The organism is Pirellulales bacterium, assembly GCA_036267355.1.
Lineage (GTDB): Bacteria > Planctomycetota > Planctomycetia > Pirellulales > DATAWG01 > DATAWG01.
Genome location: DATAWG010000101.1, coordinates 1 through 22025 on the forward strand (window position 1 = coordinate 1; position 22025 = coordinate 22025).

The following is a 22025-nucleotide window of genomic DNA, read 5'->3' on the forward strand; positions in this document are numbered from 1 at the left end:
ACAATGCGTTCGCCGGTGGCACACCAGTTCCCCTCTCCCCCTTCGCGGGAGAGGGGCTAGGGGTGAGGGGGCGTTCGCCGGTGTGCCACTGGCCAGCGCAGTCGGCCAGTGGAGCGCCGCTTGAGCTCGCACATAAATGGAACATGGAACGTCCAGCGGCGTGCTCCCTCGCTAACGCTTCGGGCTACAATGCGTTCGCCGGTGGCGCTGACCGCGGTGCGGGCGATGATGAATTTCGAATGAAGGCGCCAACGTAGTAGGCACACTCCGTGTGCCGTTTGCGCTTCGCGGCGGGTTGGGCACAGAGCGGGGCAGACGGCACACGGAGTGTGCCTGCTACGTTGGGTGCGGCCTTGCGGCCGGGATTGTGATCGGGCAGAAGCAGGTGTTGGGAAACCGTTTCGGTTGTCTGCGGCCCGTTTGCGGTCCAATCGGCTGGCCGCTAAAATGCCGCGATGAATCGCGCTAAGAATCTTGTGGTGGCCCAGAGCGGGGGGCCCAGCCCGGTCATCAACAACAGCCTGCGAGGCATCGTCGAAACGGCACGCGAGCTGACCGAAATCGGCACTGTCTACGGCGCGCGGCATGGTATCGAAGGGGTGCTCAAGGAAGAGCTGCTGGATTTGTCGGCTCAGCCTGCCGAGGAAATTGCGCTGCTCCGCTGCACGCCCGCGGCCGGTTCGATCGGCACCTGCCGCTATAAGCTCAAGCCGGACCAGACCGAAGATTTCGAACGCGTGATCGAAGTATTTCGTGCTCACGACGTGGGCTATTTTCTCTACATCGGCGGCAACGACTCGATGGACACCGCCCATCAGATGGCGGCATTGGCCCGGCAGCGTGGGCTGGAATTGGTCGCGGTCGGAGTGCCGAAAACGATCGACAACGACGTCGGCGATAGCCAATTCAAGCTGATCGACCACACGCCCGGCTATGGTTCGGTGGCCAAGTATTGGATGCACATGGTGCAAAACGCCAACGAGGAAAACGCCGGCTCTTCGCCGGCCGATCCAGTGTTGGTGTTGCAGGCGATGGGGCGGCGAATCGGATTTATTCCGGCCGCGGCCCGGCTTGCCGATCCCGAGCGGGAAATGCCGTTGCAGATCTATCTCGCCGAGTCGCCCTGTTCGCTCGAGCAATTGGCCGACCAGGTGAACGACGAGTTGCGGCGCTCCGGCCGGGCGATCGTGGTGATCAGCGAGGGATTCGATCTCGGCAGCGTCGGCGAGGTGCGCGATTCGTTTGGGCATGTTGCGTTCAGCTCCAGTCAAACGACGGTCTGCCAGATCGTGGTCAATCATCTGAATCGCGTCGGCCTGGCGTGCAAAGGAGCGGCGCGGGGCAATGTTTCGGGAACCGATCAACGGCACGCGATGGCCCTGGCCTCGACGGTGGATTTGGAAGAGGCCTATCGGAGCGGGCAAACGGCTGCACTTTTGGCGGCTCGCGGCGAAAGCGGCTTCATGGCAACGATTCTGCGGGAAGCGGGCCCGGTCTACGGCGTGCGCTACGATCGCGTGCCGCTGGAGCAAGTGGCGGCTAGCGAGCGAAGTTTTCCCGCGCGGTGGATCGCGCCCGGCGGCTTTGACGTTGCGGATGAATTTGTTCGCTATGCTCGGCCGCTGGTGGGCGAGGATATGGTCAGCCTTCCGCTTCTAGGGGGCCGGCAGCGTTTGGCCCGGATGCAGCCGATCTTCGCCCGACAGATGCTGCCAAAATACGTCCCGCAGTCGGATCGAGGTTAAATCCATGGATGGGATTTTCGGGTTGTATTGTCAGGCAAAATGCCAGTCGCAGTTGCCTAAATGCGCGGCAGGCGCCCCCGAGTCGCCGGGCCTGTCGAATTACCACAGCGTTTCATAACATGTTCTTCATACACAGCTTGCGACCGATGAACGCTCTCGCATGCGGATGCCGGCATAAAAAATGCTAGTTCCGGCAGTCTTTAACGGCCTGCGCGCCGGCGCAGCACTGTTCTTTTTCTCTAACCAGGCGGACCACAACATATGAGCGGTAGCACAGCACGAATGCAAGCGATTGCGGCGGTCACCAATTACAAGCCCATTTCGACGCCGATGAATTTCTCCGAAACTCCGTCGGGCGAACTCTATGGGGCGAATGTCTTCGGCTTGGCCGAGATGGCCAAGCGGCTTCCGAAGCCGGTGTTCAAGTCGTTGAAGCGCACGATCGAGCGCGGCGAAAAGCTCGATAGCAGCGCGGCCGACATCGTGGCCGAAGCGATGAAATCGTGGGCCATTGAAAAGGGCGCCACGCACTATGCCCACGTCTTCTTCCCGCTCACCGGTCTGACCGCCGAAAAGCACGATTGCTTCCTGTCGCCCGACGGCCATGGCGGAGCCATTCCCGAGTTTTCGGGAAAGGCCCTGATCCAGGGCGAGCCGGATGCTTCGAGCTTTCCCTCGGGCGGCATCCGGGCCACGTTCGAGGCCCGCGGTTATACGGCCTGGGATGTCACCAGCCCGGCCTATATCCTCGAAAACCCCAACGGCACGACGCTGTGCATTCCGACCGCGTTCGTTTCTTGGACGGGCGAAGCGCTCGACAAGAAAACGCCCGTGCTCCGTTCGATGCAGGCCCTGAACATCCAGGCGCAGCGGATTCTCAAACTATTCGGCCACACCGACGGCGCGATGGTTTCGTCGACGGCCGGCCCGGAGCAAGAATACTTCTTGATCGACCGGAATTTCTTCTTTGCTCGGCCCGACCTGTTGACCGCCGGCCGGACGCTGTTCGGCGCCAAGCCGCCGAAGGGGCAAGAGTTCGAAGATCATTATTTCGGCGCGATCCCGGAACGTGTTCTGGCGTTCATGCTCGAAGCCGAGCGTGAGTTGTTCAAGCTCGGAATTCCGATCAAGACGCGGCACAACGAAGTGGCCCCGGCGCAGTATGAGATCGCTCCGGTGTTTGAAACTTCGAACCTCGCCACCGACCATCAGCAGCTCGTGGGCATCACGCTCCGCCGCGTGGCCGAGAAGTATGGCATGTCTTGCCTGTTGCATGAAAAGCCGTTTGCCGGCGTCAACGGGTCCGGCAAGCACGTCAACTTTTCGCTCGGCAGCGCGACGCAAGGCAACTTGCTCGACCCGGGCGACACGCCCCACGCAAACATGCAGTTCCTCGTGTTCTGCGCGGCAGTGATTCGTGCCGTGCACAAGTTTTCGCCGCTATTGCGGGCGGTCGTGGCCCATGCCGGAAACGATCATCGCTTGGGAGCCAACGAAGCGCCCCCGGCGATCATTTCGATCTTCCTCGGCGAGCAGTTGACCGACATCTTCGAGCAGATCAAGGCGGGCGGCGCCACTTCGTCCAAGGGCAAGGGAATGATGACGATCGGCGCCGATATTCTCCCGCCGTTGCCGAAAGACGCGGGCGACAGAAACCGCACGAGTCCCTTTGCCTTCACCGGCAATCGGTTTGAATTCCGCGCCGTGGGATCGAGTCAATCGATCGCCGGGCCGCTCGTGGCAATGAACACAATCGTGGCCGAGTCGCTCGACTACATCGCCACCGAGCTGGAAAAGGCCACCGGCGGCAATCCCGGAAAGCTGCCGGGCGCCGTGCAAACGCTGCTCAAAGACATCATCGAGAAGCATGGCGCGGTGGTCTACAACGGTGACGGCTATTCGGAAGCCTGGCACCAGGAAGCCGAGAAGCGCGGTTTGCCGAACATGAAGACCACCGTCGATGCCTTGCCCGTGCTCGGCAGCCCGGAAGTCATCGCGCTATTCGAGAAATACAAAGTGCTCAACAAGCGCGAAGTCACCAGCCGAATGGACATCTACTTCGAGCAGTATTGCAAGACAGTGAACGTCGAAAGCAAGCTGGTCGTCGAAATGTCCAAAACGCTCATCTTTCCGGCAGCGATTCGTTATCAAAGCGAATTGGCCACGACTTGTGCCCATTTGAAGGCCGTCGGCTATTCGTTCGACACCGACACGCTCGACAAGGTGACCTCGCTGGTCAAGGAGCTTCAAGACGCCACTGTCGCGCTGGAAAAGACAATGGAGCACCACGGCGGGCATGGGGTTGTCGAGGAAGCCAAGCACTATTGCCACGAGGTGTTGCCGGCGATGGCCGCGGTCCGCAAAGTGGCCGATGAATTGGAAGGCATCGTGGCCGACGACTTGTGGCCGTTGCCGACCTACCAGGAAATGCTGTTCATCAAATAAGAGAGCGCGAGGCGCCGGCGATCGATCGTCCTTCTTCTTGAACGCCGCGCGACGGTTGGATTGGCCGTCGCGCGGCGTTTTTTCTTGGTGATTCGGCCGTGCGCCACCTGCCCAGCGAAGTCGGCCGTGCGCCACTGGCCAGCGAAGTCGGCCAGTGCGAGCGCCGCTGGACTCGGCCATATTCTCATGCATCTTGCCGTTTGGCGTGTGTTTGCGCGTCGGAGGCCTCCGAGCCGGAACGTCAACTCGCCCCGGCCGGCACTGGCCGACTGCACTGGCCAGTGGCACACCAATCGGCCGGCTAGGCCCCAGCCAGCCAGCCATTGCCACACCAACGAGCAAGCACACTCATGGCGCGGATCGATGGCACGATTGCCGAACGCCACCGCCAGGAGGGTCAAACCACGCGGGGGCGTTTTCACGCATTCGCCGCGACTTCGGCATCGGCAATTGCTTCGGGTTTGAATAGATCGTGCTGCTGCGGCGGGGTCGGCTTCGGGAAGACAAAGCGGGCGATGCGGCGGAAAATCGCCTGCAACAGCCGATTCGGCGATTTCAGATAGAGAAATCTCGGCTGTTGAACGCAGCCGATGCGGGCTTTGAAATCGTCGGCCGCCTGGCCGACGAAAATATCGGTCGCCCCCTTTTGCAGCGCCACGTCGATGCCGCGGAGCATCGTGTTGAAATAGAGATCGGTCTCGGCGTTCAGCGAATAATCGACGCCGATGAACAAGCTGCGATACGCTCCGCCGCGCGTCAGCCCCCAACCAAACGCCACGATCCGCTCGTTCTGGCGGATCACGCTCAGCGACACCTCGCCGGGCAATTGCCGCGCCAGTTGCCGGAAGAACTCTGCCGGCAGGATTTCGAGCTTGCTTTCCGCGCGATCGACCACCGCATTGTAGAGCTGGTGCAGGTCGTCGGTGTACAGCGTCAGAATCCCTTGCGGATCGACAAGCGTTTCGAGTTGAAGGCCGGCGGCGTCGAATTTCCGCAGCGATTTCTTGATCTTATAGCGATAGTGGGAGCGCAGCGCGCGGCAATACTCGTCGAGCGACGAAAAACGGGGTGCGAAATGGTTCATCGGCAGGCTGTCGGCCAGCACGTAGCCGTGCTGCTTGAGCGATTCGAGCTGCGCGAGGTCCGATCTTTCGAATTCCTTGGCGACGATAAACCAAACCCGCTCTTGCCGCGCCAGCCGGCGCATCGTGTCGTCGAGCGCCGCAATCGCCAGTGCAGCATCGGCTTCGGGATGAAGGCGCAGATGTTTTTGCCCCGCCGATACCGGCAAGCCGCAGAAGAGCACTTTCAACCGTGCGTAGCCGGGCCACCATCGTCGTATGGCCTCGGCCCATCGCTTCAGCGTCGGCCCGGCCAAAACGGCCCCATCGACGCGAAAGACACACAGTGCCGCGGCAGCCATCGGCCGGCCATCGGCATCGCGCATCAAAACGTAAAAAAACTTTCCGTCCGCCGACATCGATTGCTCGACCGCGGCAAGCAGCCGGCGATCCATGAATGGATCGACCGGGTCCGCGCACAGCGAATCCCATTCGTGCGATGGCACTTCGCTGATGGCCTGATACAGCGAGGCGGTGTAGCTCATGCGTCGGTTCCATGCTTCGCCGCCGCGGGCGCACGATTGAAGATATGTTTCGGTTCGTGAAGTTTCACTCGGGGAAAGAGCACCTTGGCGAACCAGCGAAGCGGCCAGCGGAGCCAGTTCGTGGCGGCGACGTACATATAGTTCCGCCGCTGCCGGCAACCAAGGCGGGCTTTGAAATCCTCGGAATTCGCGCCGAACTCGATCCGCTCCGTCTGGGCATCAAGAATTTCGCGAAGATAGGCGTAGAACAAATTGTAATAGATGAAGCCCTCGGCATTTCGCTCGTAGTCGACGCCGAGAAACAAGCTCGAAGGGGAACGCGGCGTGAGAATCGCGGAAACGAAACCAATAATCCGTTCCCCGTCATACGCAAGCATCAACAAAAACTCTTCTGAAAACCTCCGCGCGATCTCGCGAAAAAACTCAGGCGGCAATACTTCGAGCTTCATTTGCGAGCGATTGACCACCGCTTCATAAAGCCGATGGACCTCATCGGTGTATCGCTCCGCGGCCATGCCGGGTTCGACGACTTCAATGCGAAAACCGGCCGCCTGGAATTTTTGCTGGTTCCGAATAATTTCTTTTCGATAGCGGCTGCGCATCGCGGCCAACCAGCCGTCGAAGTTGGCGAAGTTGCAATCCAATGTGCTGACCGCGGTGCTCTCGACGCCGAGATAGCCGAGCGCGGAGAGCTCTGCCGAATCGTGAAAAGTTTTCTCATCGAATTCTTTGAAAATCAAGATCTTGGCGCGATGCTCTTTGGCGAGCGTTCGCATTTGCCGGTCGATCAGCCGCACTACTTGCGGCCGATCGGCGTCGGCGGCAAACACAAGATGGCCTTGGTTTGCCGACACGGGCAAACCGCAAAATAGAACGTTGAACCGCAAATAGTTCGGACAAACGCGGCGGATCCGTTCGGTGAGCCGCTTCGACCAATCCGCGGCGACGATCGCCGCGTCGGCTGGGAACAACGACAGGCATGCGGCAGCGACCGGCCGAGCGCCGGCGTAGACCAAAAGCGACCAGCATTTCCCTCCCCCCGGCCGGCTCGCTTCCACCGCGCCCACGAATCGGCGGTCCATGAATCCGGCACAGTTCACATCGCGCAATGAATCCCAATCGGCCGCATTCAATTCGCTTACATGCTCGGCGATTTCGAGCCGATACGCCTCGCGCGCGGCGCTCGGTTCCGCCGGAATCGTGAGAAGAGAAGTACTCATGGGAGGGCAGCCGAGCGAATTCGAAACGAATGCGACAAGGCGCGCACGCCTCGTCCGCCTAAAATTTCCATCCTATCAATGCTAAAAGCGGCATGCAGGGATGTCAAACTGCGGAGTTTGCGCCCATCAAAGCGATCGTCGGTAGTGGGGCGGCAAATCATCGGGCAAATCGCTTTGGCCATCCCAAACTCCAGCGTTGGCGCAACACAAGCCCGAAGCGTAAGCGAGGGAGCGCTCCGTTGCGGGATCGCCGTCACGAACGCATTCATCCAATGTGCATGCGGCTTTGCCGCCTGCCGCGAGACGATGCCGCGAGACGATGCCGCCGTTGCGGCGCTTCCTCGCTAACGCTTCGGGTTTGTGTTGCGTCACATCGAAGATCGTGTGCCGGTCGTGGGGCGGCAAATCATCGGGCGAATCGCTTTGGCCAGGGAAAGAAGATCCGGCTGTGCGTGTCACGGATCGCCGGCGCCGGATCGCGAGAATTTGCCGTCGAGATCGTGTTCGATGGCCGCGCCGCGCGACGTGATGGCGGCCGGCTGGGCGCCGGCGTCGGAATCAGGCGTGCTGGCGGCCGCAGAGGCCGTGGCCGCGCTGCCGGAATTCGAACGGCTGTCGATCGTGTTGGCGGCCGTTTGCTTCGGCTGCTGTTGCGACGAACTAACGCAGCCGGCGCCGAGCAGGCAAGCCAACGATAGCAGCAATCGACCGCTTCCGGCCGACGCATTCAATGCCTTTGCGAATGAGCGCATGGAAAGGATTGCAAGGAGCCAGAAGTGTGTTCTAGCGGAAAGCGTGCCCAGTTAAGGCGCACCGATAAGACCGCACGATGAGGGGTGACACGTTCTCAAAATGAGCCTGCCGTGTCCAGATCAAATCTCGCTTTTTTACCGGCCACCGACGGTTCGGCTGGTATGCGGCGCGACGCAACACAGGGCCGCACTATGTCGCGCCCCTCGATTCGGTGCGCGCGAGTTGGGCTGTCGCACCAACGGTTTCGTCGAAGAAAGTGTCGCGGTCGCGAATGATGGCCTGGGGCAAGAGCGCTTCGCTTTGCGTGGCCACGCCGTTGTGCTTGCGCATTCCGGTGCCGATTGCCAACACCTCCACTAGCCCGCTGCTCAATTCGTTGATGAAAATCTTCACGCCGATCACGGCTTCGATGTTCAGTTCGGCCGCTTCGCGATGGATATGGGCAAGGCAATTTTCGCGGGCCTCGTATACCAGCCGGGTCATCGACGTCACCTCGCCGCGCGACAGCGAACTGAAAAAGGCCTTGATTCCGCCCGAGAAACCGAGGGAATAGACGGACGAGCCGAGCAATAGCCGCACCGGCGCATAGCCGAGTTGCGTGAGGTTCCACAGCTCTTCGCCGGTGAGTTCCGAAGTGGCGGGGATGGGCGCCGCGCCGAGCGCTGGATTGTGCGACGCGGTGCCGACCATCAACATCTCCTTCACGCCGGAGCCGAACGACATGATCCGCGTCGTCACATCGACGACGGCGTTCGCTCCGCGGCTGGCGGCTTCGGCCTCCAAGCGTTGCAGAGCGAGATGCCGGGTGTGATTGTACATGTCGGAATATTCTTTCACTTCGCCGCCGGCCATGGCCCGCAGCGCCCCGGTCAGTCCGCGGCCGACTCCCATCGCGAAGGCCACATTGCCGATCACGAAATGCCGCGGCGAATATCCGGCGTCGATCTGGCAATACAAATCCTGCCCGGAACAAGCGGTCGTGAAAAACGGAGCTTTTGCATCGACGCCGTGCACCGTCGAGCCGACGGCGAGAAACTCATGCATGCCGCCGACTCGCGTCAGTTGCGAAGTGACGCCCGTGGCGCCGCTTGCTTTCGCGGTTTGAGCTTCTTCTTCCAGGCGGCGAATCGCGGCATGGCGGCCATCGGAGATCAATTCCGACAGCGATTGAATTTCGCCGCCGGCGAGCGTGCGCATGCCGCTGGTAAAGCCGCGCAGGGCGCCGAGCGAATAAACGCTGTTGCCGACGAGGATGGCGCCGGGCGCAAGCCCTTTTTTTGCCAAGCAATACAATTCATTGCCGGATAATCCACTGACGATCATTGCGTTTCTCCAGGGATTGCAGCCGATCGATTTTTCATCATGCCGCCAAGGATCGATCGAAAGATAACTTCCACTTTTTTGAAACCCCTCACCCTGCCCTCTCCCGCACGGGGAGAGGGTGCAAGGAAGAAGTTATTTTTCGGTCGCCCCCAAGCTCCGCAAGCACATCCGCGTCGGTCTCGATCGGCAATCGCCGGGCGATCGCCTCGGCCGCCGCCGGTTCCGGATATTGCCGCAGCGCCCACGCGCAAGCGCCGCGCACCAGCGGCTCCCCATCGTTCAACCCGCGCACGAGCGCCGCGATCGCCGGCGCATGCGGCCGATTGCCCAACACGATTGCCGCGTTGCGCAACAAGCCGCGGCGTTTGGCTCGCCACAGCGGTGTATGGCGAAAGCGGCGCCGAAACGACTCGTCGTCCAACTCGAACAGCTCGGCCAACCGAACCGGATTCATTCCCTCGATCGGTTGAAACGCCGGTTCGCCCGACGACTCCCTTGTCCGCGTCTCATGTTGGTTCCAGGGGCATACTTCCTGACACACGTCGCAACCGAACAGCCAATCGCCGATTCCGGGTCGCAACTCCGCCGGGATCGGACCGCGCAACTCGATCGTCAGATAGCTTAGGCAGCGCCGCGCATCGAGCACAAACGGTGCGACAAACGCGCCGGTTGGACATGCGTCGAGGCAAGCCCGGCATGTGCCACAATGGTCGGCCGAGTGTGGGCTATCGTACTGCAATTCCAGGTCGGTTAGCAGGGCGGCGAGAAAAAACCAGCTTCCGATCTGTTTGTTGAGCAGCAACGTGTTTTTGCCGATCCAGCCGAGGCCCGCCATTCGAGCGAATTCGCTTTCCAAGAGCGGCGCCGTGTCGACCACTCCGCGCACTTTTGCCGCCGGGCATCGGGCACGCAGAAAATCCCCGAGCGAATCGAGCCGATCGCGGATCAATTCGTGGTAGTCGGCCCCCCAAGCGTAGCGCGAGACACGGGCTGCGCCGGCGTCGGGCGAAACCGGCTCCGACGTGCGATAGACCATCGCCAGCATGAGCACGCTCCGCACGCCGTCGAGAACCGAGCGGGGATTTTCATACGCGGCCGCACGATCGACCAGATAGTGCATCTCGCCGGCATATCCGGCAGCAAGCCAATCGGCAAACCGTTCGCTGCCCGGCGGTGCAATCGCCGGGCAAGCGCCAGCCAGTGCGAATCCCAACCGCTGGGCTTCGCTCTTCAATTCGGCGCTGAGCAGACTCGGATCGTCGGCATTCATGGGGTTTCGGGCCCGTTTGCCCGAAGCGTTGTCGAGGGCCGGGCCGTTGTAAAGCAAAATTTGACCCGGAATTGTCGGCTGTTTACTGTAGAGAAGCGAAGCACTGATTTTGGAGGCCAAGTCGTGCGGCGATTTTTCGTTTTACTGCCCGTTACTGCCCGCTTTGAGGTGACACCATGAACACGATCAAGAACAGTTTGAAGCGGCTTCCATGGAAGGCATTGTGCGGCGCGTGCGCCATTTGGGCAACGGCAGGCCTCGCGGCCCATGCCGCTCCGCCTGGGCGCGGCGGCCACGGTACGCACGGCGGAATCAACCGCGGAATCAACCGCGGAATCTCCAACAACCGCTTTGGCGGCCCCTACGGTGGCTACGGCTACAACGGCGTGGGAACCGGTTGGGGCGTCGGCGTCGGCGGAGTGCTCGGAGTCGATCTGAACGGCGACGAAAACCAGATCCCCTATTTCGCCGCCCATCCGCCGGTCTACTACAGTTATCCGATCGCCCGGCCGTATGGCGATAGCCCATTTCCCTATCCGCCAGGCTTGTTCATTCCAGCGGCGAGCGAAGGGGGACCGCAAACGATCGTCAACCCATTCGCCCAGCCGGGCAGTGCTGCGCCGTCGAATTCGACACCGACCCCACCCGCGCCATCCAAGGCTTCACCGGCCACTCCGGCGCCGAGCAGCGTAAAACCGACTGCCGGCCGCACCGCATCGTTAACGGCGGAGGCGAGCCGCTCGGTCGAATCGCTTCCAAGTCCGGACCTGGTTCCCGTTCCCGAGGCGGGCTTGCGAGCGACGAGCCCGTTGCACGTGGTTCTGAATCCGTTCGTCAAGTGAGCATGCGTCGGCCACGCGAGCGAGGCCAATCGCCTTGATCCGGCGCCGCCATCCATCTCAAATCTTGCGGCACACGAGTTCGCCGCGGCCGATCGGCACGATCAAGGCGTCGACGCGATTGTCGCTCGTCGCACGCTCGAGCATTTCGGCGAGTTCGTCGGCGTGGCTGATCGCATTGTCGGCCACCAGCAAACCGCCGGGCACCATTCGCGGCACGACCGCCTCGTAGCAATCGCGATAGACTTCCTTCTCCGCATCCAAAAAGCAGAACGCGATGTCTTGATACTGCGGCAAATGCTCGCGGGCATCGCCTGGCGCCAGTTCGACGAGCGATTCGACTCCGGCCGCGCGGAACGTTTCTCGCGCCAGTTGCTGCTTCCCCGGCAACAGTTCGAAGGTCGTGATCCGTCGGCCAGCCGCGGCGCCGGCCAGCGAGAGCCACAAGGTCGAATACCCGCCGCTGGTGCCGATTTCGAGCACGCGGCCCGCCGGAGCGGAGGCAAGCAGAATCGCCAAGAACTGGCCGGTTTCCGGCGTGATCTGCCGCAGCCGCTGCTCGATCGGCAGCCCGGCCGCGCGATCCTTGACATCGCGCTCGACGAGAAACTGCATTCGATCGCAGATTGCTTGGGAGATGTTGTGGAACATGTGTGGAGTGTGGGTTTCAGGGGGGTGCGGAGAGAGATGATGGGCCCTGCGGCAAGCCCTATCCTATCCGATTCGCGGCGACCGCGGATGGGCCTCTTCCTTGCTAGCGCTATGGGCTCGGGCCTACGCGGTCGGTCTGCGCAAAGACGACGCCGCGGCGCTCTCGGCCAATGGCCGTCACGGCGATCGCTCCGCAGAAGATTGCCGCGGCACTTACGAACATGACATGTGAATACGGGTAGTGCCGCGCCAGCGTCGCCTGGGCCCAAGCGATCGAGGCGGCGATCAGGTTGCCGCATTGGTAGGAAAACCCGGGCAAGAATCCGCGCACTCGGTCGGGCGCGAGTTCGTTGATGTGGGCCGGGATAATTCCCCATGCCCCTTGCACCATGAATTGCATCAGAAACGCTCCGGCGATGATCCAATTCAATTCCGACGACAGCGCCCAAAGCGGAGCCGCGGCGAGCGCGCCCAGCAGAGCGACGATCATCATCCGCCGCCTGCCGAACCGGTCGGATGCCAGGCCGAAGCCGATGCCGCCGAGAATCGCCCCGAGCATCGCGACCATCACCACTTGCGCCACCACCTTCGGCTCGAGCCCGTGGAAGCGTTCCAGAAACGCCGGATACATGTCTTGCGTGCCGTGCGATGAAAAATTCATCATCGCCATCAAGGCGGTCAGGTAGACCCACAGCTTCCAATGCGACGCCAAGCCGCGGCCGAGTTGCGACCAGCTTTCCGCCTTGCTCTTCTGCCACACTTCCGATTCGCGGACGAAGAAGCGGATGAAGACCGCCAACAGGGCCGGCACTCCGCCGATGAAAAACATCGGTCGCCATCCCAGCGGCTCGCGCATGAAAAACGCCGTTGCCGCCGCCAGCAGATATCCGAAGGCATATCCCTCCTGGAGGAATCCGCTAAGCAGGCCGCGCCAGCGCGGCGACACCTTTTCCATCACCAGCGAGGCCCCGACGCCCCATTCGCCCCCCATCCCGATGCCGAACAGCGCTCGCAGGATGAGAAACGTTGTCAGATTCGGCGCGAAACCGGTCGCCACTTCCACGGCCGAGTAAAACAGCAAATTGGCCATCATCGGGATCCGCCGCCCGTAGCGATCGGCCAGCAATCCGAAGATCAGCGCCCCGACGGGCCGAAACATGAGCGTCAGCATCAGCGACGCGGAGATGTCGGCCTCGGGAACCTGGAAATCCTTCGCGATGGCTCGCAGCGACATCACGACCAGGAAGAAATCGAACGCATCGAGCGTCCAGCCAAGAAACCCGGCCACCAGGGCAAATACGGCTTCCCGCGTGGGCACACGGTTGGCCGATGGGGCGGCCGCGCCGGCAGTTGATGGCGTTGCGGCGGTTGGATCCTTGGGCATGCTGTGCGATTCCGGGCCGTCGGCCGTCCGAGCGAATCTAGCCCGGATTTTTCAGTGCGCCACACTAGCCAGAAGCGTAAGCGAGGGAGCCACCGAGACACACCCTCGCTAACGCTTTGGGCTACTAATTCGCAGCGTGTCGCGAATTCCTGGCATATGAATAATCCGGGCCAGATCGATCCAGCGCGGGTTTTGTGTGCCGCTCAGGATCAGTTCTTTCGCGGTTTGTTTCAAGCCCTGTGTGGCCGCCACAACCGCCGCGCCCTCGCCGGCGCCGCAACTCCCGGCAAAGCATCCGCTCGGCGATTGAGTTGCAACTGAGAGCCGGCAGCGCTAGCAAGCGTTTTGCCCAGTCCGCGGCGGGACTGCCGGATTATGGCCCCCCCCACGATGGCTGGCGACTAAAGAGAATCCGGCATTGATCTCTATCGAATTGCAACGCGGTATGTCATAGTATCTTAGGGTCGCCGCGCTCGCGGCGGCGGCTCGGTTTTTGGCAAGCGTATATTCGTTATAATTGACTCGATCCGACGGCGCGGAAAAAGACTTTTGCCTTCGCCGCGGCGTTGACGAATAACCGATTGCGACACACATAAATTGTCCATCTTCCGGCCCCGGATAAACCGGGATTCACGAGCCGGGGCGAAATCGTCGATACACCCGATTCCTTGACAACCCGCATCGCCAAGCCCAAATTTGCGCGGCCTGCCGTAGCTCGAAAGAATGGTAAGGTAAGGTACTGGGCGCTAGAAAATCGCAGCTTGTCTGCCTTAGGCGGGCGACAAGTGCCTGCATCGCGTGGGTCGCCCGTCGCATTGGAGATCGAACCGTGCAACGTCATCATGTTTTTGCCGCTGTGATCGTGTCGATGGTCGGTGCTTTGTCGATGGCCCAAGGCGCCGTGGCACAGCAGTGGGCCACGAAGATGTTTAGCGAAACCAGCCACAACTTTGGCACCGTGGCCCGCAACGCCAAAGTCGAATATCGATTCCAATTCTCCAACCCCTATAAAGAGCCCGTGCACGTCGCCGCCGTGAGCAGCAGTTGCGGCTGCACGTCTCCCGAAATCGTCAAGCGCGATCTGGCCACGTATGAACGAAGCGAAGTGATCGCACGGTTCAACACCCGCGCCTTCACCGGCAATCATGCCGCGACGCTCACCGTGACCATCGATCGCCCCTATTATGCGACGGTTCAACTCAATGTTTCGGGCGACATCCGGGGCGACATCGAAGTGCAGTCGGCCGACTCGAACAGCGATTCCGGAATGGTCGATTTCGGCACGGTCGATCAAGGCGAAGCACGCGAGCGGAAAATGACCGTCGTGCGATATGGCCGCGACGATTGGCAGATCACCGATGTGCGGAGCGTGAATTCCAATTATGAAGTAGAAGTGGTCGACGGCCCGCGCGTGCCGGGAAAAGTTTCATACGAACTGATCGTGCGGCTGAAGAAAGACGCGGCGCCAGGATACCTCCACGATCCGTTGATCCTGGTGACCAACGACCCGAATGTTTCGCAAGTGCCGATCGAAGTCGAAGGCGTCGTGAAGGCCGAGTTAAATGTCAGCCCCCAAGTGCTGACGATGGGCACGATCGAAGCCGGGCAACAAGTCACCAAGCCGCTGATCATCACGGGCCACAAGCCGTTCAAGATCGTCACGGCCCATTGCGACGACGATTCGTTTAGCTTCAAAATTCCAAGCGGGGCGGCGAAGGTGCGGATGATTCCGATCACCTTCACCGCTCCGAACAAGCCAGGCAAGCTTCTCAAGAAGATTGCCATCGAAACCGACTTGGGCAAGACGCTTACGCTTGAAGTGCTTGCCGAAGCGAATGTGACCGCCGCGCCGGCCGAATCGCCGGTTGCCACGGCGCCACCGGTTGCCACGGTACTACCGACGACCGCGGCAAAAGCGGCAGATCCGACGGCCGTCGGTGCGGCGCCGACGAAGAAGCAGACGACTCCCTCGGATTCGAGCACTCCAAACGTGTTGAAGCTCGATTCGGGCGATGGGACCACTGGCGGTGCGGCAAGCGGCAGCCCCACCAACGGCCCGGCGCCCGGAGGCAACGGTAGCGACGCCACATCGGGATTGCAGATCGTCGTTCCCGCCGCAAAGCCGACTTCGGTGATGCCGAATCCCGTGCGGACGAAAACCGCTCCAGCACCGACCGGAAGCGCGGCTGCGAATTAGCGGCAGTGCCGGGCGTGTGCCACTGGCAAGCGCAGTCTGCCAGTGCCGACCGCGGTTTGATACGGTCGAATGGAATTGGGCCGAACGGCCGCGATCTTTGGCGGCTTCCACATCCGGTGGCGCTCACACTGGCCGACTGCGCTGGCCAGTGGCGCTCACACTGGCCGACTGCGCTGGCCAGCGGCACACGGCGGCACACGCACTGGCCGACGGGAGTCCCTACGAACTTTTGGGCTCAGGCTTGGCAAGCATCTGCAATTGCACGAGCGGTTTTCCCGCCTCGGCTGTGCTGCCGGAGCCTAACGATTGCGGACGATTGCTTGCCGAGCAACTGCCGCACGCTCCGCATCCGCCGGATCGTTTTTTGACAATCGATCGCCAGCCACGGCGGACCAGATAGGCCGTCGCCATCAACACGATGGCCAAAGTCGCGATCGTTTGCCATCCAGCCGTCATACCGCACCGAATCGGGTCCGCTGCTTCAATTCCCCCGCGCCAGCCTTTCGCTCCAACCGTCGCGGATTTATCCGCCCAGCCACGTGCCGATGTGAAACGTCGCAAACGCGCCGATATAGGCCAAGGCGGTCATATAAGCGAACGTAAAGACCGGCCAGCGCCAACTGTTTGTCTCTTTCTTGATGATCACCAGCGTGGCTGCGCATTGAGCGCAGAGCGCGAAGAAGACCATCACGGAAAGCGCCACGGGCACGGTGAACACCGGTTGCCCGGTCTCATCCCAAGTTGCGTTGCGCAGTTGGCGTTGAAGCTGCGTCTGCGTTTCCTTTTCGTCGAGATCGGCGTCTTTGCCGAGGTTGTAAATCACACCCAGTGTTCCGAGAACGACTTCGCGGGCCGGAAACGAGGCAATCGCCGCGCAGCCGAGCCGCCAGTCCCAGCCCAACGGCCGCACGACCGGTTCGACGGAACGGCCCATTCGTCCGAGCAAGCTTTGCCGCTGATAGGCGCCGTCTTCCAATTTCACTTGTTCGTCGTGATCCTTGAATCGATCCAACTCTTGCTCAAGAAATTCGCGGCGATCTCCAGCGGCCGGGTCCACCTTCGCGGCCGCCAATTGCTGCTCGAGCGACTCGCGATGCATGCGCAAATCGTTGGCCATGGCCGTGGGGTCGTGCGGAAAATACAGGAGCGCCCAGACGACGACCGCCACGGCGACGATCAGCGTGCCGGCCCGCAGAATAAACGCCCAGCCGCGCTCCACCATCCGGTGCAGCACGACGCGGGCCGAGGGAATCTTATACGGCGGCAATTCCATTACGAACGGCGGCGTCGCCCCACGCAAAAGCGTCTTCTTCAGCAGGAGCGCCACGACGACGGCCGTCAGCGGGCCGACCAGATACATGGCAAACAACGTCACTCCTTGTAAACCCAAGGCGCCGTGCAAGAAATATCGCTGCGGAATGAATGCCCCGATCAGCAGCACGTATACCGGCAATCGAGCCGAGCAACTCATCAACGGCGCCACGAGAATCGTCGTCAACCGATCGCGACGATTTTCGATCACCCGTGTTGCCATGATGCCCGGAATCGCGCATGCGAACGACGACAACAGCGGGATAAACGACTTGCCGCTCAGGCCGACGCGAACCATCAGCTTGTCCATCAAATAAGCGGCCCGGGCCATGTAGCCGCAATCTTCGAGCACCGCGATGAAGAAGAACAGAAACAGAATCTGCGGCAGGAAATCGATCACGCTCCCCACCCCGCCCATCAACCCTTTGACCAATAGCGAATTCAAGGGCCCCGGAGCGAGCCAGCTTTCGACGCGGCCTTGCAGCCAGCCGTTGCCCGCATCGATCGTGTCCATGATCGGCTTGGCGGCGATGAAGATCGACGAAAATACGGCGAGCATCACGAGCAGAAACACCGCCGTGCCCCAAAACTTATTGGTGAGCACGCGGTCGATTCGATCGGTCATGTTCGCGGCCCGCTCGCGCGGCCGACTGACTCCGGAATCGAGAATCCGGCCGATCCACTCGTATCGGGCGATGGCTTCAATGGCCGTGACCGAGCAGCCGGCCTCGGCCAGCCTATTCCGCGCGGCTGTGAGTTCTGCGTGCAATTCCGCCTGCGAACGACCGCCGTACAGAGGATCGCGCTGCCGAGAATCGCGCTGCCGAGAATCTCCCTGCCGAGAATCTCCCTGCCGAGCATCGCCGCTAGGCAGGGCGGATCGTTCCAGATATCCGTTGGTGTCCAAGAGCAGGCGCTCGACCAGATACCGCGGCCAAGCGTCGCGCCCGTTCGTGGGTGTCCGATGCGAATTGCCATTCCGCGCCGATATATGGCCGTCGCCGCTCGCTCCGTTATGCAACTCGCTTGCGGTTTCGCGCGTCGAACCATTCAAACCCTGCGCGCCGTTTGCCGCCGTCGTTCGCTTGCCGAGATAAGCCTCGAGCCGCGCGACTTCCTCTTGCACTGGCATGGGCAGTGGGCTCGAGCGCGGCGGCACGCGGCGGCCGATCGCTTCCACAAGCGCCGCTTTAAGCCGGTCGATACCCCGCCGGCGATTGGCTTGCACCTCGATCACCGGCACACCCAGCCGCTCGGCAAGTTGCCCGACGGCGATCTTCATGCCGCGCTGCTCGGCGATATCGACCATGTTTAGCGCGATCACGGTCGGCAGCCCAAGCTCGAGCACTTGGCTGACCAAATACAAGTTCCGCTCGAGATTGCTGGCATCGACGATGCACAACACCGCGTCTGGCGCTTGGGAATCCGCTTGCCGGCCGAGCAACACATCGACCGTCACCATTTCGTCGGGCGACCGGGGAGCGAGGCTATACGTGCCGGGAAGATCGACCAAGGCGAATCGCCGCCCGGCGAAATCCGCGTGCCCAACTTTCTTCTCGACCGTCACGCCGGGATAGTTGCCGATCCGCTGGCGCACGCCCGCCAGCGCCGAAAACAACGTCGACTTTCCGGTATTCGGATTGCCGATCAGCGCGACGGTTATGGTTTTGGGAAGAGTTGCGGTGGCCACGAGAACAGGGGATCAGGGGTTTTTGGGGCCAGGGGTTAGAGAAGCTGCTCGACTTCCACTCGCGCGGCTTCGGTCTTGCGCAGGCTGAGGCGGTAGCCGCGCAGTTCGACTTCAATCGGATCGCCGAGCGGCGCGCAGCCCAAGAGTTCGACGGCCACGCCAGGCGTCAGGCCCATTTCAAAAAGCCGGGCCGTGATTTCATCGGCGCCAATGATTCGCACGACTCGGCCTCGATCGCCGATCGTCAATCGATCGAGTCCTGTCATTTGCAAGCTCGCTTTCGGCGATTCAGAGAGGCATACGATTTGGCTGCCCATGGAACCGACCCGTGTGAGCTGCCTGCATCTGGCGACGCGGCGTTATCGCGGGCAATGCGCTGGCGCCGGCCGCACGTCAACCGCGATCAGGCGGGCGCCCCGGACCGAACCAGAACATTCAACAACTCGTTTGCCCGAATACAAAGCGTTTGTCCGGCAACTCGGATGATGCAGGGACTGCCGGAGCGAACCATGGTGATCTCGACGCCGTCGTGCAATCCAAGCTCTTTGATGCGTTGCACCTGATCCGCCCGGCCGACGATTTCTGCGATCAGCGCGGTTTCGCCGGCTGGCAATCGGTTTAAGGGAATTGGACCGAACATGGCAAGATCCCCCTGCTGTCGCTAGCGCAAAAGTTAATTGAGACTCATTCTCATGTTTCGGCTAATTCTAACCGCTCCAATAAGGGCGAACAAGAGACCGGCGAAAGAAAAAAGAAAAAGTGAAGAGCGGCGTTGCGCTGTGAAATCCGGGGCTGCCGATCCAAGAATTGCGTGGCGGCAGCGAATTGAAGGGCGAGAGGATGTGCCTCAAAAACCCCTCACCCCCGGCCCCTCTCCCACAAGGGGAGAGGGGAGAATTTCGCACGACGCCATATCGATTTTCGCACCACGCCTTATCGAATTTCGCACGATGCCATCTCGAATTTGGCACGCGATGCCATATCAAATTTCGCACGATGCCTGATCGAATTTCGCACGACGCCATATCGAATTTCGCACGACGCCTTATCGAATTTTGAACGACGCCATATCGAATTTGGCACGCGATGCCATATCAAATTTCGCACGATGCCTTATCGAATTTTGAACCAGGCATCGCCAAACATTGCACGAGGCATCGTCAACAGATGCAGATTCACACACGCGACTGATTCGCTGAGGCCGAAGGCCTCAGTTCCCCCTCTCCCCTTGCGGGAGAGGGGCTAGGGGTGAGGGGTAAATACTAGAGCAGAGTCAACCTAGATGAAATTTCGTCCGGCCGCCGTTCACCGGCTGCTGGACGGTAGCTTGTGTCGTCGGCAATTCCAGCGCATGATGCTTATTCAGTCGAATCGCCCCCCGTCGGAGCGGCGGTTTCGCATCCTTTCTCGCATCCGCCTCGGCGCGGAGCATTTTCCGGCAGAATTCGAGGTTGCTCTATGGTCTGGGCCTTTCTCTTCGTCGGCTTCTGTCTGATCGTCCTGGCGATCGTCGCCTTCGCGCCTTGGTGCGGCATTCAATATGTGCCCAACGACAAGGTGGGCATCGTCGAATCGCTGTGGGGCAAGCATATCGAGCAGGGGCGAATTATTGCCCTGAAAGGCGAAACCGGCTTCCAACCCAACGTCATCCGCGGCGGTTTCTATTTCGGGTTGTATCGCTGGAAATACCGGATCCACAAAGTGCCCTTCGTGGCAATTCCACAGGGGAAGATCGGCTATGTCTACGCGCGCGACGGCGAACCCCTCAGTGCTCGCCAAACGCTGGGGCGGATCGTCGATTGCAACAGCTTCCAAGACGCACAAGCGTTTCTCGGCGGCGATCATTCGGAAACGCCGAAGCTCGGACAGCGCGGCCGGCAACGCGCCGTGCTCCGCGAAGGCGTGTACGCCATCAATCTGGCCCTGTTCACGGTCATTGCCGAAGACCAGTTTTATAGCCTCGGCACCAGTCGCGCCGAATTGGCCATGTTGCGATCCTGGCAGGAGCAACTCGAATCGGTCGATGGCTTCAATCCGATCGTGATCGGCGCCAAAGACGACATCGGCATTGTCACGGTGCAAGATGGCCCGGTGCTGCCGAGCGGCGAGATCATCGCTCCCGCCACCTCGAGCGATCACGACAGCTATCAAAACCCCGAAAAATTTCTGGCCGGCGGCGGCATGCGCGGCCGGCAATACCAAGCCCTCACCGACGGCACGTATTTCATCAATCGTTGGTTTGCCACGGTCGAATCGAAGCCCAAGACATTGGTGCCGATCGGCTACGTGGGCGTGGTAATCAGCTATTTCGGCCTGCAAGGCAAAGACATCAGCGGCGACGACTTCCGTCACGGCGAACGCGTCGCCACCGGCCAAAAAGGCATCTGGGACAAACCGCTTCCTCCGGGCAAATACGCCTTCAACGACTACGCCGGCCAGGTGGTGCTCGTGCCGACGACGAATTTCGTCCTGCATTGGATCACCGACAAAACCGAGCAATCGCACAAATACGATGAAAATCTGCGCTCGATCGATCTCGTCACGCTCGATGCCTATGAGCCAGAGCTGCCGCTCAGCCTGGTCGTGCATATCGATTATCAAAAAGCGCCGAACGTCGTGCAGCGCTTCGGCGACGTGAAGAGGTTGATCAATCAAAGCATCGACCCAATGCTCAGCGCCTATATCCGCGACATCTGCCACAAGCGATCGATGCTCGCCCTGCTTCACGAACGCGACGAGATTCAAGCCGAGGCCCGCAACGAGCTCCGCGAGCGGTTCCAGCAGTTCGACTTGGAATGCATCGACGTGTTGATCGGCAAGCCGGAACCTGCCGCGAACGACTGCGGCAAGATCGAAGTTCTCTTGGAGCAGCTTCGCCAGCGGCAACTTTCTCGCGAGCAGATCGAGACCTTCGGGGAACAGAAGGCCGCGGCCGAAAAGCGGCGCACGCTCGAAGAAGCCACCGCCACGGCCGATCGGCAAAAGGACCTGACGAATTCGCAGGTGCAAATTCGCATCGTGGAAAACGAAGCGAATGCTCAGCTCGCCAAGGCCCAGATGCAGAAGCAGCAAACCATCGTCGAAGCCGAAGGGCAATTGGAAAAATCCCGCCGTTCGGCCGAGCAGCAGATCGTGCTGGCCAAGGCCGCCAGCGAGCAGACGATCATCGAGGCCAACGCCCGGAGCCAGCAAGAGGTCTTGCTGGGCAAAGGCGAGGGCCAGCGCCGGCTGCAAATCGGACTCTCCGAAGCGATCAGCTTGCAACAAAAGGTCAACGCCTACGGCGACCCGCGCTTGTATGCCGTCGTGCTGGCCGCCGAGCGGATCGCCAAGAGCCGCCAGCCGCTCGTGCCCGAACGCGTCTTTGCCCAGGGTGGCCATGGCGACAATGGAAAAGACGGCGGCGCGGGCAATAACCCGCTCAACACGTTGCTCTCGATCGTCTTGGCCGACGCCACGGTCTTCCAACAACGCGGTGAAACGAACGCGGTCGTTAAAGACATGACCGAAAAGCTAATCGCCGCCGCGATGGGCAGCCTCAGCGGCAACGGCGCAGCCCAACCACGCGCCGCCCTCCCCGAGCCCAACGGC

The 22025-nt window shown here is 61.1% G+C and carries 16 protein-coding genes; 5 read left to right on the forward strand and 11 right to left on the reverse strand.

Going from position 1 to position 22025, the window contains the following annotated elements; translation table 11 throughout:
* Positions 1-455: 455 nt before the first annotated feature.
* Both VHX65_15965 and VHX65_15970 read left to right on the forward strand, forming a co-directional pair.
* Entirely contained in the window at positions 456-1745 is a 1290-nt protein-coding gene (locus VHX65_15965; protein HEX4000049.1) for a diphosphate--fructose-6-phosphate 1-phosphotransferase, read from the forward strand.
* Positions 1746-2006: 261 nt separating this feature from the next.
* Positions 2007-4190, forward strand: a complete 2184-nt coding sequence (locus VHX65_15970; GenBank protein ID HEX4000050.1) for a glutamine synthetase III — start codon at positions 2007-2009, stop codon at positions 4188-4190.
* Positions 4191-4608: 418 nt separating this feature from the next.
* On the opposite strand, the gene VHX65_15975 is transcribed toward VHX65_15970, so the two are convergent.
* The 5 genes from VHX65_15975 to queG all read right to left on the reverse strand — a co-directional run bounded on the left by VHX65_15975 (position 4609) and on the right by queG (position 10362).
* Positions 4609-5796, reverse strand: a complete 1188-nt coding sequence (locus VHX65_15975; protein HEX4000051.1) for a GNAT family N-acetyltransferase — start codon at positions 5794-5796, stop codon at positions 4609-4611.
* Entirely contained in the window at positions 5793-7016 is a 1224-nt protein-coding gene (locus VHX65_15980) for a GNAT family N-acetyltransferase (protein ID HEX4000052.1), read from the reverse strand. The genes VHX65_15975 and VHX65_15980 overlap by 4 nt, the downstream gene beginning before the upstream one ends.
* A 455-nt stretch (positions 7017-7471) precedes the next feature.
* Positions 7472-7768: a hypothetical protein gene (locus VHX65_15985; protein HEX4000053.1), complete on the reverse strand. Its 297-nt coding sequence runs from the start codon at positions 7766-7768 to the stop codon at positions 7472-7474.
* A 190-nt stretch (positions 7769-7958) separates the two neighbouring features.
* On the reverse strand, positions 7959-9092 hold the full coding sequence (locus tag VHX65_15990) for a heavy metal-binding domain-containing protein (GenBank protein ID HEX4000054.1): 1134 nt from the start codon (positions 9090-9092) through the stop codon (positions 7959-7961).
* Positions 9093-9180: 88 nt separating this feature from the next.
* On the reverse strand, positions 9181-10362 hold the full coding sequence (gene queG / locus VHX65_15995; GenBank protein HEX4000055.1) for a tRNA epoxyqueuosine(34) reductase QueG: 1182 nt from the start codon (positions 10360-10362) through the stop codon (positions 9181-9183).
* 176 nt (positions 10363-10538) lie between these two features.
* Here queG and VHX65_16000 point away from each other — a divergent pair, with 176 nt between their 5' ends.
* A complete protein-coding gene (locus VHX65_16000) occupies positions 10539-11204 on the forward strand; it encodes a hypothetical protein (protein ID HEX4000056.1) in 666 nt (221 codons plus the stop codon).
* 57 nt (positions 11205-11261) lie between these two features.
* Here the strand turns inward: VHX65_16000 and VHX65_16005 are convergent, their stop codons facing one another.
* Both VHX65_16005 and VHX65_16010 read right to left on the reverse strand, forming a co-directional pair.
* Entirely contained in the window at positions 11262-11816 is a 555-nt protein-coding gene (locus VHX65_16005) for a class I SAM-dependent methyltransferase (GenBank protein HEX4000057.1), read from the reverse strand.
* Between the two features lie 145 nt (positions 11817-11961).
* Positions 11962-13236 carry an MFS transporter gene (locus VHX65_16010; protein HEX4000058.1) on the reverse strand — a complete coding sequence of 425 codons (1275 nt, stop codon included), beginning with the start codon at positions 13234-13236 and terminating at the stop codon, positions 11962-11964.
* Positions 13237-14065: 829 nt separating this feature from the next.
* Between VHX65_16010 and VHX65_16015 the strand changes: the two genes are divergently transcribed.
* Positions 14066-15433, forward strand: a complete 1368-nt coding sequence (locus VHX65_16015; GenBank protein ID HEX4000059.1) for a DUF1573 domain-containing protein — start codon at positions 14066-14068, stop codon at positions 15431-15433.
* Between the two features lie 219 nt (positions 15434-15652).
* Here VHX65_16015 and VHX65_16020 read toward each other — a convergent pair whose 3' ends face one another.
* The 4 genes from VHX65_16020 to VHX65_16035 form a co-directional block, all read right to left on the reverse strand.
* Positions 15653-15889 carry a FeoB-associated Cys-rich membrane protein gene (locus VHX65_16020; protein ID HEX4000060.1) on the reverse strand — a complete coding sequence of 79 codons (237 nt, stop codon included), beginning with the start codon at positions 15887-15889 and terminating at the stop codon, positions 15653-15655.
* A gap of 67 nt (positions 15890-15956) precedes the next feature.
* Positions 15957-18434, reverse strand: coding sequence for a ferrous iron transport protein B (feoB, locus tag VHX65_16025; GenBank protein ID HEX4000061.1), 2478 nt, complete (start codon positions 18432-18434; stop codon positions 15957-15959).
* Positions 18435-18469: 35 nt separating this feature from the next.
* On the reverse strand, positions 18470-18700 hold the full coding sequence (locus tag VHX65_16030; protein HEX4000062.1) for a ferrous iron transport protein A: 231 nt from the start codon (positions 18698-18700) through the stop codon (positions 18470-18472).
* Positions 18701-18837: 137 nt separating this feature from the next.
* Positions 18838-19074: a FeoA family protein gene (locus VHX65_16035; GenBank protein ID HEX4000063.1), complete on the reverse strand. Its 237-nt coding sequence runs from the start codon at positions 19072-19074 to the stop codon at positions 18838-18840.
* Positions 19075-19892: 818 nt separating this feature from the next.
* On the opposite strand from VHX65_16035, the gene VHX65_16040 reads away from it, so the two are divergent.
* Positions 19893-22025, forward strand: a 2133-nt coding sequence (locus VHX65_16040; protein HEX4000064.1) for an SPFH domain-containing protein, incomplete at its 3' end; no start/stop codon positions are given.

Bases quoted from the DNA above. Each gene is read 5' to 3' on its own strand.
- VHX65_16005 (HEX4000057.1), bottom strand. From the start codon at position 11,816: ATGCAGTTTCTCGTCGAGCGCGATGTCAAGGATCGCGCGGCCGGGCTG.
- queG (HEX4000055.1), bottom strand. From the start codon at position 10,362: ATGAATGCCGACGATCCGAGTCTGCTCAGCGCCGAATTGAAGAGCGAA.
- VHX65_16030 (HEX4000062.1), bottom strand. From the start codon at position 18,700: ATGACAGGACTCGATCGATTGACGATCGGCGATCGAGGCCGAGTCGTG.
- VHX65_16020 (HEX4000060.1), bottom strand. From the start codon at position 15,889: ATGACGGCTGGATGGCAAACGATCGCGACTTTGGCCATCGTGTTGATG.
- VHX65_15965 (HEX4000049.1), top strand. From the start codon at position 456: ATGAATCGCGCTAAGAATCTTGTGGTGGCCCAGAGCGGGGGGCCCAGC.
- VHX65_16010 (HEX4000058.1), bottom strand. From the start codon at position 13,236: ATGCCCAAGGATCCAACCGCCGCAACGCCATCAACTGCCGGCGCGGCC.
- VHX65_15990 (HEX4000054.1), bottom strand. From the start codon at position 9,092: ATGATCGTCAGTGGATTATCCGGCAATGAATTGTATTGCTTGGCAAAA.
- VHX65_16000 (HEX4000056.1), top strand. From the start codon at position 10,539: ATGAACACGATCAAGAACAGTTTGAAGCGGCTTCCATGGAAGGCATTG.
- VHX65_15975 (HEX4000051.1), bottom strand. From the start codon at position 5,796: ATGAGCTACACCGCCTCGCTGTATCAGGCCATCAGCGAAGTGCCATCG.
- VHX65_15970 (HEX4000050.1), top strand. From the start codon at position 2,007: ATGAGCGGTAGCACAGCACGAATGCAAGCGATTGCGGCGGTCACCAAT.
- VHX65_16035 (HEX4000063.1), bottom strand. From the start codon at position 19,074: ATGTTCGGTCCAATTCCCTTAAACCGATTGCCAGCCGGCGAAACCGCG.
- VHX65_15980 (HEX4000052.1), bottom strand. From the start codon at position 7,016: ATGAGTACTTCTCTTCTCACGATTCCGGCGGAACCGAGCGCCGCGCGC.
- VHX65_15985 (HEX4000053.1), bottom strand. From the start codon at position 7,768: ATGCGCTCATTCGCAAAGGCATTGAATGCGTCGGCCGGAAGCGGTCGA.